Source organism: Desulfitobacterium dehalogenans ATCC 51507 (genome assembly GCF_000243155.2).
In the GTDB taxonomy this organism is placed as follows: Bacteria; Bacillota; Desulfitobacteriia; order Desulfitobacteriales; family Desulfitobacteriaceae; genus Desulfitobacterium; species Desulfitobacterium dehalogenans.
Window position 1 is genome coordinate 2,557,544 of sequence record NC_018017.1, and the last position, 11,502, is coordinate 2,569,045.

The window sequence follows — 11,502 nt, forward strand, 5'->3', positions numbered from 1 at the left end:
AAAGGCACGATTTTAGAATAGAAAGGATGCAAAATAAATGGGATTTTTTTCCGGACAGTTTTCCAATGTTGTGGAGTGGGAAGAATTTCGCGAGGACATGATCTTCTGGAAATGGCACAACCGCGAAATCAAAAGAGGCAGTAAGCTGATTATTCGCCCGGGACAGGACGCTATTTTCCTTTTTAACGGCAGGATAGAAGGCATTTTTAAGGACGAAGGAGATTATGACATCGAGTCCCAGATTGTCCCGTTTTTGTCCACCCTCAAGGGATTTAAATTCGGGTTCAATTCGGGGATGCGCGCAGAGGTTCTGTTTGTCAATACCAAGGAATTCACGGTAAAATGGGGTACCAAAAGTGCCATCAACATTCCGGTGCCGCAGCTTCCCGGTGGCATGCCCATCCGCGCTAACGGAACGTTCACTTTCAAGGTCAATGATTATGTTAAATTGATTGATAAAATTGCAGGCGTAAAGGATTCGTTTCTGGTCGAGGATGTCAAGCTTCGCATCATGGCGATGCTTGACCAGCTTCTGATGAAATGGATTGTCAAGGAAGGCAAGGATATGTTCAATCTACAGTCCAACTCCTTCGCTATTGCCAACTGCCTGAAAACTGATCTGGATATGCAGATTTATGATATGGGCATCACGGTAACCGAGTTTACCATCATGAGCTTTACCTATCCGGAAGAAATTCAGCAGATGATTGCAAAAACCGCATCCCATACCATGATTGGTGATATGGGACGCTATCAGCAGGTGTCCGTGCTGGACGGAATTTCCGGCGGGAGAGGACAAGGCGGCAGCGCCGCATCCGATATGGCCGGCATGGTCATCGGGATGCAGATGGCCAATGAAATGATGCGGGATATGAGCAATCCCAAGCAGGAACAGGTACAAGAGAAGGACAGCTCCGCGCCGAAGGGTGGCAGCGAACCCGGTTTAAAAAAGCCGAACTTCTGCCCGAACTGCGGACAAAAGACCGAGGGCGCTAACTTTTGCTCCAACTGCGGTCAGAAGTTGGTCTGATACGGTTCGGTGATAAAATTAACGCAAAAAGCCTGTCACATATGACAGGCTTTTTTGGCATATCAGACTCACATACGGCTTAAGCTACGCTTACGGGTCCTTTTAGCTTAAACATCCTGGAAAGATACTGGAACAGACACTTGAAAAACCACTCAAGGATTTTCCTTTAAGGCAAAGAACGGATTCTAAGCGAGCAGGTAAGCAATCTTCGCAAAAAGACTGCAGCGGAGTCGGGTTGGAAACAGGACGTTTCCAACCGGCTATGAGAACAAGTGCGAAAGCAGTGCTTTCGAGGAGCCGATTTTAGCCACGAAACCCGGGTGAGGGTTTCGCCCAAGCCGCCACGCCACAGAGATTACTTAGCGGCGCAGGTGCACCCGACGCAGCGGAGGTCTTGAGCGATTAGATTACTCCGCGCAGCCTATGGAGTGAACGCCGAAAGCAAAATCCTGGAGAATTAGCTCACAGGTCTTTTTCAGGGTAGCCGCTCATGCCGCTGTCACTGCACCAGCAAAGATGAAAAGTGTGTCCGGGTCAGGTGATTCTGGTATGTATTATCCTTCGTATACTTCAAACTGATCTTTGCCTACGCCGCAGGTGGGGCATACCCAATCATCCGGGATATCCTCAAAAGCTGTACCAGGCGCTACTCCGGAATCCGGATCTCCTACTTCAGGATCATAGACATACTGACAGATGCTGCATACATACTTTTTCATCATAATTCCTCCCTTTCATCGTTTCGTTAGATTCAACTTTTGATTTTTATCCTCTGAGAGGATAAGTCAACTTAACTCCATCTGGAGTAAGTTTCCTTTATATTATGTCCATTACCTTTTTCACCATTCCGATAATAAGGAAGGCTAGATTGAATTTCCATAAAATGAAATCCCGTACCGGTTCCACATGTACTTGCGGAAAGTCTCGGCACATTGGCAAGGAGACTCATGCTCGCAAAAACCAACTTCCAGCTTTCCTAACAGATGATGATAGAGGATATGAACATTTATATAAACATGCTGGGATACCCTGCGCGCTTTAAGATATTGCCTGAAAGTCAGGACAAATCCCGCCAACAGCAAGCTATTGATCAAGAATGAGAGCTCCGGATATTTGGGAAACATCATACCCCAAAGACTGAGAAAACCAAACAAAATAACGGCCATCAGGGAGGCAATTTCCCGATGCCTTAACCTCTGCAATTCACTATGTCTTCTTAAAAACTCTTTAAGGACCCCTCGGATATGTATAGGCACGCTATTTGATTCTGCAGTATTTAAAACCTTTGATGGCACTTGCTGAACAAATACTCCCATTCCAGCTCCCTCTCTCTAACTAGAGACTTCCTTCCCGGATCTTTTGGGTCAAATCAGAAAGTTCCCCTTTATAGGTTGTATCAATCTCCACAGGATCGCCCACATAAAATGTCTTCATCCCAATCTCTTGAGCAACCAAATCCTCTACCGGATGATTACCAACCATGATACATTCACTTGGCTGCAAACGGAGATTCTGAGCCAATTCGGCATAGAAACCGGTGTGAGGCTTACAGTAATGAAAAGATTCCATGGATGGAATGAGGTCAAAGGTTTGAGGAGATAACTCAGCCCAACGAATCCGCTCTTCTATGGCTATGAGCGGCATAACCGGATTAGCCGCAATGGCTACCGCATACCCTTTTTCTAAAGCAGCTTCTACAGCTTCTTTGCCATAGGGATTTAACTTGACTAAACAACGCAAGGCCGGAAAGTCGGTGGTGTAGAATGCTTCAAAGATAGGCCATAATGTATTATAAGTCAACCCAGTCGCTTTCGTAAAATCAGCAAAAAAAACTTGAAGATTGGTTTTTCCCTCCAGAGGTTGTTTAATCATTACCTCAGTAGACTTGCTGACTTGTTTGGCAAATTTATCAGGGGAAATATATTGTTTAAATCGTGGAGCCAAAAGTCCTATGTAGTTTTTCATGAATTCTTCCTGATCCATTAAGGTCAGAGTTCCATCTAAATCAAAGAGAATGGCTTTTATCATAGTTCCTCCCAGAGCCCTGTTTATCGATTAGTTCTATTTTACCACAAAATCTGCATTTCTAGGAAATATTAACTTATTAATTTAAGGGAAGCACGCTATGAGAGCAGTGCTTCCCTCTTATCTCCAAAATTACTTTTTGTTTTGGCGTTTTTCTAAGAGCAACTCGGCGGTGTGCTTCACCTTAACTTTGAGGTCCGTTTGATCCAATCCGCCGTTAATCTGCATTAAGCATCCCGGGCAATCCACAGCGACAACATCCGCCCCGGTCGCTTCAATATTGCGAAGCTTTCTTTCCAGAATCGGTCCGGACATCTCCGGGAATTTAATGGAATAGGAGCCTGCAAATCCACAACAACGATCCGACTCATTCATCTCTGTCAGCTCAACGCCTTTGATATTGGAGAGGATATTCCGGGGTTCCTGAATGACACCCATTTTCCGTCTTAAGTGACAGGAGTCATGATAAGTCACCTTTAAAGGTACTCCGTCTCCCCCTTCCTCAAGGCCGCCTAAGACCGTCAGAAGCTTGGAGAAGTCCATGGATTTCTTACTAAGTTCTTCAGCACGTTTGAGCATTGCCGGATCGTCGGCAAGAAGTTCTTTGAAACTGTCAATCAAGGCATGAGTACAGGTGGGGCAAGCAGAAACCACATAATCCACCTTTTCCGCATCCATGGCCTCGATGTTCATAATCGCCGATTTGCGGGCATTTTGACGATCGCCCATGTAAGACGCGGGAGCCCCACAACAGGACTGGCCTTCAGGGAAGGTTACTTTATACCCTTTTTCATTGAGAACCTTTACGACCCCTTCACCAATTTTGGGATAGACAAAGTCCACAAGACAACCGCCAAAAAAGGCAATGGTGCCTTTAGGATTCTTAACATCTTGGTTCATCTTCTTGATAACATCTCTAAAAGGAACATCCACAATTGTTGGCAAGCTTCTCTTCTCAGTCAGTCCTGACAAGAAGAAGGGTAAATGACGAATGGTGGGCTGACCTTTAGAAAAGGGCAGCTGGGCTTTGGAAGCCACTCTCAATAAAGAATGGAAGAGGCGTCGGTTAGAGACCACATCCAGAATGAATTTCTGAGTCATGGGCAAGCCCTTTTTATCACCGACTCGATTCCGGATCTCCAGGATCATTCCCGGGATATCCAGTTTACCGGCACATACTTCAGTACACTTACCGCATTGAAGACAAAGGTTTTGCGGATTTTCGGCATCCTTTTCCGAGTTCAGGAACGCAGTGAGAATGGTGCCGATGCCCCCGGTATAAATATGGCCGTAGACATGCCCGCCCACCAGTTGGAAAGCAGGGCAAACATTTAAGCAGGCAGCGCAGCGGATACACTGGAAAACCTGCTTGAACTGCTCATCAGCATACATTTTCCGGCGTCCATTATCCATCAGAATAATATGAAATTCTTTATCCTCAAGGGAACCATCGGGATAATAAGTGGGATTAGGGCCTGTAATCATGGTTACGTAGCTGGTAATTTGCTGGGCTGTGCCATTCCGGGGCAGGGTCTGCAGGATATACCCCGCATCTTCAAATTTGGGGACAAATTTCTCTATCCCTACCAGAAAAACATGGACACGGGGCCAAGTAGATGTCAAGCGGGCATTTCCCTCATTGGTCATCATCATCAGGGTTCCTGTTTCGGCCACCGCGATATTAGCTCCCGATATTCCCATATCGGCCTCGACGAATTTCTTACGCATTTCCTGCCGGGCAGTCTTCACCAATTTGGTGATGACCGGATCACTGGTATAGCTCAGATTATTATTGAAGGTGTCTGCCACCTGCTCTTTGGTCATGTGGATAGCAGGCATAACCATGTGGGAAGGTCTCTGCCCTGCTAACTGGACGATCCATTCCCCCAAATCCGTCTCTTGAACATCAAAGCCTTCCTTGAGCAGAGCCGCATTGAGATGGATTTCTTCCGAAGCCATGGATTTGGATTTCACAATATTTTTGACCTTTTGCTGTTTGGCCAATTCAATAATATACTTTTTGGCATCCTCACCTGTTTCGGCATGAAACACCTTTGCTCCCCGGGAGGTGGCCGCCTTCTCAAACTGCTCAATCATCTCATCCAGATGATTGGCAGCATAGCCTTTGGCTTCTACGACTTTTTCACGGAGAGTATCAAAATCATACCCTTGATAAGCCTGCTCCCGGTTTTTGCCATAGACATCCCCGAAACGGCCTAAAGCTCCTCTAAGGATATCATTATCTAAGGCATTCTCGATCTCTTGTTTAAAACGCGCATCAGCCATTGCTTACACCCTCCCCTGTCTCTTCATCAATAAATATTGCGATCAATTGCTCAGGACCGTGAACGCCGATGGTCAGGACCCGTTCAATATCTGAAGTCCGGCTGGGACCTGTGATAAAACCAACAAATCCTGGAATTCTGGGCTCCTTATGAACTGTAGCTAAGGCAGTCATAATATCAGGCAACAAGGTAGAGGTCTGAACCAAGGCGATATGTATTGGAGTAAATGAGGAGCAAAGCCGTTCATTCACATCCTCTGCATATTGGACTAATGTCCCTAGTTCAGCAATAGCCCATTTCATCTCGGTTATCCCTGCACCGACAGTAGGAGTAACTTCCGGATAACGCTCTGTATATACAGTTATCCCTCGATCGGAAAGCTTCTCAGGCAGGCTCATTGCTTTAGCTATGGGGGAATTGACCATGGCTACGCTTTCAATTTCTTTTTCTTTCACTATCTGGGCAATTAATTCTTCAGCATCTTTGAGCGTTTTTGCACGATAACACTCGCCAGACACAGCTTGGAGCTTAGTCTGAAAACGCTCATATAAAAAATTCATGTCTCCCATCAGGCACACCCCTTCTTCTTTCTCTCTCTAAAAACTTGGGCCCACATTTACTAATATTATTTGGTCAGGCCACCATGCCAATATGTTACTGCAAAATACAGAAAATTTCAATGTCTTTTTAAAATTTATTATTTAAACCCGAATTAAATTTGTATATAGAAAAGCAGGAAGAGATGGTATGGACCCATCTCTTCCTGCTCAAAGGTTTTTAGATTATAGTGGTTTATGGGAAAATAAGAAATTTAATTTTTATTTATATTGGTTTGCTAATCTCTTTTTGAGATTTTCAGCTACTTCTTGAGGATCCATGGGACGTCTGGCAATACCGGAATCCATTGCCGCTTTAGCGACTGCCGCAGCTACTGCAGGAGCAACCTCAGGATTGAAGGTGCTGGGAATGATGTAGTCTGCACTAAGTTCTTCATCTTTTACGATGTCGGCAATGGCATAAGCAGCTGCAACTTTCATGGCATCATTAATATCGGTTGCCCGAACATCAATAGCTCCGCGGAACATTCCCGGGAAGGCCAGAACGTTGTTGATTTGATTGATGACATCAGAACGTCCGGTGGAAATTACTTTGGCGCCGGCTGCAAAGGCTCTCTCAATAGGCCAGATTTCCGGTATTGGATTAGCCTGGCAGAAGACGATGGGATCTTTAGCCATGGAACGAATCATATCTTCATTGAGGACATTAGCTGCAGAGATTCCGATAAAAGCATCTGCTCCTACTAAAGCACCGGCAAGATCTCCGCTGTATTTCTCTGGGTTGGTTGCTTTGGCAATCTCTTCTTTCCAACGGTTCATACCTTCAGCACGACCCTCGTAAATAGCACCTTTTGTATCGCACATGATAACATTTTTCAGGCCCATGCTCATAAGAAGCTTGATGATAGCGATGCCGGCTGCACCTGCACCATTGGCGACAACTTTAATGTCTTCGATTTTCTTGCCCACAACTTTTAGAGCATTGATCAAGCCAGCTAAGGTTACTACAGCGGTTCCGTGTTGATCATCGTGAAAGATCGGGCCTTTGAAGATTCCGCGGGTTTTAAGTTTTTCTTCGATATCAAAGCACTCTGGAGCTTTGATATCTTCCAAGTTAACGCCACCGAAGGTGGGTGCGGTTAATTCAACGATCTCAACAATTTTATCCACATCTGTAGTGTTTACGCAAAGAGGAAATGCGTCAACATCTCCAAACGCTTTGAAGAGAAGTGATTTTCCTTCCATAACAGGCATGGATGCCGCGGCACCCAGATTGCCAAGGCCTAATATAGCCGTTCCATTAGAAACAATGCTGACATAGTTGGCATGATTGGTGTAGATATCAAGATTTTCTAGATTTTCGGCAATTTCCTTGACAGGCTCTGCCACTCCTGGAGAGTAGGCAAGTGTAAGGTCATCCCGGTCTTTGGCTGGGACAGTAACACGTACTTCAAGTTTACCCGGTTGCACTTTGTGGAATTCTAAAGCCTCTTCACGTAAGTTTTTAATACGACTCATTTAGACATCCCCTCTCATTTTCGATTAAAGGATAGTATATGTTTTGCCTGAAAATCAATTTAAATGCATAACCTTAGGACATAAAATGAAACGTTGTTTCGAAGTTCTTCAATAGTGGCGGTCGCTTCTGAAGAAGCGACCTGCCACTATTGAGTTTATGCATGAAGTACGATGTTCATGACCGCTTATTTGCCGGCATTTTTAGCATCAATTTCAGCTTGAGACGCTAAGATATCCTTTGCATTAAGATAAACAGGGGTGTCTACCATTTTTCCATTTAAGGAAACGGCAGCTTTACCTTTGGCCAGACCTTCTTCTTCAAAGACCTTAACTACATCTTGAGCCCATTTAACATCAGCAGGATCTGGAGCATACAGTCTGTTGGAAGGTTCAACTTGTCCTGGGTGAATGATCATGCGACCTTCATAGCCCATTTGTTTACCTTCGGCAACGTTCTTTTCAAAGGCAGGGATATTGGCGTAATCAACGAAAGGAGCGTCGATAGCAACGATTCCGGCAGCACGGCATGCTACTCCGACTTTTGAACGGCCATATTGTTGCTCAACCGCTTCATTTGTTATTTTAACACGCATGTCACGGCAATAGTCAACAGCACCAAAGATAGCATTGACATTGCGCTTGCTGGCTAAGCAGCATTCTTCAGCGTTAGCAATACCTTTAGCAGTTTCAAGAAGCATGGAAATTTTTACAGTTCCAACAGGAATTCCGCGACGCATTTCCAACTCTTCCAGTTTCCACTCCAGGCGTTGTACGTCGGCTGCACAACCGGTTTTAGCTAAGGTAACGCCATGGAGGCCAGGCCATACAATAGCTTCTAAGTCATCATTAGTTAAGCCGGTTTCCCAGTTATTGAGACGAACAAATACTTGGGCGCCACCAGTGGCACCATATTCTAAATTTTCTCTTACGATCTGACGAGCTGCTTCTTTTTCCGCAGGTGGTACAGCATCTTCTAAATCGAAGGTAATGATGTCGGCAGGAATTTCAGGTGCTTTAGCCACCATTTTAGGATTGTTTCCGGGAATGTACATAACGGATCTCATAACAGCCATGGTAGATATACCCCCTAATAATTTAATAATATTTCTAAGAGCATTTGCCCCTAGTTGCGAAGTTAATCAATGGATTGTCATCAGTTATTCGATGGCTGACCGCCACTAAATTATGATGCCACTTAGTGGCGCTAAGTCATCGAATAACCTACCTTGGTTTTCTATTTCGGTATAGATGGGGATATCCCATCTATACCGAAATAGTTTTAAGCTTATAAGCTAACCTTATTTACCTAATTTTTCTTTTAGGATCAAGGGAATATCTGTCGGTCTTTCAGCTACAAATCCACCGGCTTGGGTGATTGCTTCCATCTTGCTCTTTGCAGAACCGCGGCCACGCTCAACGATATTAGAAGCATGGGAGAAGCGTTGACCTTCCGGAGCCCAGGCACCGGCTACATAGATTACAAAAGGCTTGGTGAATTTACCGGCTGCGATAACTTCAGCACATTCTTCTTCCTGGGATCCACCGATTTCTGCGTAAACCGCTACGCCATGGGTATCAGGGTCTTCTTCAAAGAAGGGCAAGAGATCAGCCATGGAGGTACCAAGAACAGGCTCTGTTCCGGTGTGAATGACAGTACTGACGCCAAATCCACCTTCTCTAAGCACCCAGGGAATAGTTCCTGATTGCCCGCCGCTGCGTGAAAATACACCGATGTGACCTTTTTGGAAGAATTTATTAGCCCACTCCACGTTGCCGCCAAGCCATCCGACTACGGCTTCTCCCGGAGTGAGAATACCAATGGAACCCGGTCCAATCAATCTTGAACCTTTAGCCTTTGCATAAGCGATCATTTCCATAATGTCATGAATAGGAGTGCCTTCTACGCAGGGAATAATATTCTTAACCCCAGCGTCGGCGGCTTCCATAACAGCTGTTTTCAAAGCACTTCCCGGTACGAAAATTACACTGAAGTCGATATCACCCTGTTCGCGGACAATTTCCTTAACAGTATTAAATACCGGAACACTGTGAACTTCTTGTCCTGATTTTCCGGGACTTGTTCCACCGATCAGATTCGTACCATAGTCTTTCATATACTTTGTCCGCACCGAACCTTCCCGTCCGGTAATTCCTTGGACAATCACTTTGGTCTCATTATTGATCAAAATGCCCATCTTTATCCCTCATTTAAACAAATTGCTAGTTTACCTAGGGTAACTTTTCTGTAGAGTTTGTCGTGCAAATCGTTCCTTCAATCAGGCACGTTTTGCAATATATTCGTCCAAACCGGTTACAGGAACTTCAATCGTAATTGCATTATTGCCGCGGAATTTACAAGCAAATTCACAGGCCAGACATTCCGTACCAAGACGAAGAACTTCTTCCTCAGTACGATGAGCTACTGAAGCTTTGCCTTGATCGTCTATTCCAAGCAACCCTCTCGCATACTTTTTGCAGGCGTCTGCACATGCTTTTGTTTGGCATGTATCACACTTGCTGGTATCGATTGTGATTTTGCAACTTTTTTCAGCGAATTCCAGCACGTTATTTCCCTACTTTCCTTGAGCTTCTTTCTCAGCCCGATAGTCTTTGCTCAGGGCTAAGAGTCTTTCACCAATGAACTTCGTATCGGTTACATATTCTTTTCCATAAATCTCAATTCTTTTTCCCGGTCCGTCACTGGTCATAAGATCAGCCAGGCCCGTTCTAAGAATTTCCAGAGATTCATCTTCCCGGTTACCACAAAGCAGGAGAACACAAGGCAGTCCTGGTTTTTGGGTCGGAAGGATTTCACGAAGAACTTTGACTATGGCATGAGCATGATGCCATTGTTCTTGGTTGGCCATCATGAAGCCCCCAAGGAGATATCCGTCAATATTGGGTTGAGAAAGTACCGATTTGGCTACACGATAGATTTTGGAGGCTACAGGGTTACCACTGGTGTCAGCATAGTTGGCCGGCTTCAGACCCACTTGATTGAGGGCGTCCAAGCCCATCATGGCAGAACCGCCGCCGATGGGATGATAGCCAATGTATCCGGGGCTGACTTCATCATATCCCATATTCATTAGGAAGCCGGTACCACGGGCATCCGTTTCTTCAATGCTCCAACCGATGTAGTCCAACTCAGTGGGCTCACCAGGCAGATCGCGGGCAATGTCAAAACCGAACTCTGGATGACGACCTACTGAACTGTTGTCGATTTCCATCTTACAGTCAGCACAGATGAGGTTTCCATTCCCTGTCATAACGAAGGGGTTAATCTCAAGCGTCATGCAATCGTATTTCTTATAAGTTTGAGAAAGTTTCGTCAAAAATTTAGCAAACTTTGTTAATTCTTCCGGAGCAACTCCTGCTTTAGCAGCCAAGTCCACTGCATCATAAGTCTGAAGTCCATTGATCGGGTCCACATTGATCTTCAGCAATTGCTCTTCCGGAACACTTTCGATATCCATACCGCCTTCAAGACTAAACATAAGCATTGGCGAGCGGGCTTCTCTTGCTCCGTTAACAACAAAAGAGCAATAGAATTCTTTTTTGATATCCAGCTTTTCTTCCACAAGAACTGTGCGCACCGGTAGACCTTTAACTGTTTTGGAGAGAATTTCAGCAGCAGCTGCTGCTGCTTCATCAGGAGTGTTAACCAGTTTAACAATTCCTGCTTTACCACGACCACCCGCTTGTACTTGACCTTTTACTGCAACAGGCCCGCCAATCCATTCAGCAATTTCTTTTGCTTCCTCGGGGGTCGATGCCGGACGACCCTTGGGTACCGGCATTCCTGCTTTTGCAAGCCATTCTTTACCTTGATACTCTAGAAATCTTGCCATGCATAAATCCCTTCCATACTGTTTTTTCTGTACCAGAGACGTTCTTAGCGTGATTAAAGAAGTCCCTCACCCCTTCCCTTGACTCTACTTCAAATCAATGATTTTCGTTTGAGCACCATGGATAGGATTAGGTATACAAAGGTTTGAGTTTTACATATTGAAACACAGTTTCATTTTCCTTTGTATAATCCTATTATCTATGGAACAGACCCTTAAGTCAACATTTTTGTGTATAA

At 45.0% G+C, this 11,502-nt stretch carries 11 protein-coding genes; 1 reads left to right on the forward strand and 10 read right to left on the reverse strand.

Features of this window, described 5'->3' with window-relative positions; all coding sequences use genetic code 11:
• The first annotated feature begins 37 nt into the window (after positions 1-37).
• Positions 38-1,030 (forward strand): SPFH domain-containing protein, encoded by a 993-nt coding sequence (locus DESDE_RS12360; RefSeq protein WP_014794360.1) that lies wholly within the window; start codon positions 38-40, stop codon positions 1,028-1,030.
• Positions 1,031-1,584: 554 nt separating this feature from the next.
• On the opposite strand, the gene rd is transcribed toward DESDE_RS12360, so the two are convergent.
• From rd to DESDE_RS12410, 10 genes are all read right to left on the reverse strand, one after another.
• Positions 1,585-1,749, reverse strand: a complete 165-nt coding sequence (rd, locus tag DESDE_RS12365) for a rubredoxin (RefSeq protein ID WP_014794361.1) — start codon at positions 1,747-1,749, stop codon at positions 1,585-1,587.
• A gap of 144 nt (positions 1,750-1,893) precedes the next feature.
• The gene (locus DESDE_RS12370; RefSeq protein ID WP_014794362.1) at positions 1,894-2,346 is read right to left on the reverse strand and encodes a hypothetical protein; all 453 of its coding nucleotides are present in this window, start codon (positions 2,344-2,346) and stop codon (positions 1,894-1,896) included.
• A 19-nt stretch (positions 2,347-2,365) separates the two neighbouring features.
• Positions 2,366-3,058 carry an HAD family hydrolase gene (locus tag DESDE_RS12375; RefSeq protein ID WP_014794363.1) on the reverse strand — a complete coding sequence of 231 codons (693 nt, stop codon included), beginning with the start codon at positions 3,056-3,058 and terminating at the stop codon, positions 2,366-2,368.
• Positions 3,059-3,187: 129 nt separating this feature from the next.
• On the reverse strand, positions 3,188-5,341 hold the full coding sequence (gene ldhH, locus DESDE_RS12380; RefSeq protein WP_014794364.1) for an L-lactate dehydrogenase (quinone) large subunit LdhH: 2,154 nt from the start codon (positions 5,339-5,341) through the stop codon (positions 3,188-3,190).
• Positions 5,334-5,909 (reverse strand): LutC/YkgG family protein, encoded by a 576-nt coding sequence (locus DESDE_RS12385; protein ID WP_014794365.1) that lies wholly within the window; start codon positions 5,907-5,909, stop codon positions 5,334-5,336. The genes ldhH and DESDE_RS12385 overlap by 8 nt, the downstream gene beginning before the upstream one ends.
• A gap of 249 nt (positions 5,910-6,158) precedes the next feature.
• On the reverse strand, positions 6,159-7,415 hold the full coding sequence (locus DESDE_RS12390; RefSeq protein WP_014794367.1) for an NAD(P)-dependent malic enzyme: 1,257 nt from the start codon (positions 7,413-7,415) through the stop codon (positions 6,159-6,161).
• Between the two features lie 185 nt (positions 7,416-7,600).
• Positions 7,601-8,488 carry an HpcH/HpaI aldolase/citrate lyase family protein gene (locus tag DESDE_RS12395; RefSeq protein WP_014794368.1) on the reverse strand — a complete coding sequence of 296 codons (888 nt, stop codon included), beginning with the start codon at positions 8,486-8,488 and terminating at the stop codon, positions 7,601-7,603.
• 225 nt (positions 8,489-8,713) lie between these two features.
• Complete coding sequence (locus tag DESDE_RS12400; RefSeq protein WP_014794369.1) at positions 8,714-9,610, reverse strand: succinate--CoA ligase subunit alpha; 897 nt, start codon at positions 9,608-9,610, stop codon at positions 8,714-8,716.
• 81 nt (positions 9,611-9,691) lie between these two features.
• Positions 9,692-9,979, reverse strand: a complete 288-nt coding sequence (locus DESDE_RS12405; RefSeq protein ID WP_014794370.1) for a hypothetical protein — start codon at positions 9,977-9,979, stop codon at positions 9,692-9,694.
• Positions 9,980-9,988: 9 nt separating this feature from the next.
• Positions 9,989-11,266, reverse strand: coding sequence for an ATP-grasp domain-containing protein (locus tag DESDE_RS12410; protein ID WP_014794371.1), 1,278 nt, complete (start codon positions 11,264-11,266; stop codon positions 9,989-9,991).
• Between the last annotated feature and the right edge of the window lie 236 nt (positions 11,267-11,502).

What these genes read in the sequence shown, in the direction of transcription:
- DESDE_RS12360 (WP_014794360.1), top strand. Translation starts at nt 38, where the DNA reads ATGGGATTTTTTTCCGGACAGTTTTCCAATGTTGTGGAGTGGGAAGAA.
- rd (WP_014794361.1), bottom strand. Translation starts at nt 1,749, where the DNA reads ATGAAAAAGTATGTATGCAGCATCTGTCAGTATGTCTATGATCCTGAA.
- DESDE_RS12370 (WP_014794362.1), bottom strand. Translation starts at nt 2,346, where the DNA reads ATGGGAGTATTTGTTCAGCAAGTGCCATCAAAGGTTTTAAATACTGCA.
- DESDE_RS12375 (WP_014794363.1), bottom strand. Translation starts at nt 3,058, where the DNA reads ATGATAAAAGCCATTCTCTTTGATTTAGATGGAACTCTGACCTTAATG.
- ldhH (WP_014794364.1), bottom strand. Translation starts at nt 5,341, where the DNA reads ATGGCTGATGCGCGTTTTAAACAAGAGATCGAGAATGCCTTAGATAAT.
- DESDE_RS12385 (WP_014794365.1), bottom strand. Translation starts at nt 5,909, where the DNA reads ATGGGAGACATGAATTTTTTATATGAGCGTTTTCAGACTAAGCTCCAA.
- DESDE_RS12390 (WP_014794367.1), bottom strand. Translation starts at nt 7,415, where the DNA reads ATGAGTCGTATTAAAAACTTACGTGAAGAGGCTTTAGAATTCCACAAA.
- DESDE_RS12395 (WP_014794368.1), bottom strand. Translation starts at nt 8,488, where the DNA reads ATGGCTGTTATGAGATCCGTTATGTACATTCCCGGAAACAATCCTAAA.
- DESDE_RS12400 (WP_014794369.1), bottom strand. Translation starts at nt 9,610, where the DNA reads ATGGGCATTTTGATCAATAATGAGACCAAAGTGATTGTCCAAGGAATT.
- DESDE_RS12410 (WP_014794371.1), bottom strand. Translation starts at nt 11,266, where the DNA reads ATGGCAAGATTTCTAGAGTATCAAGGTAAAGAATGGCTTGCAAAAGCA.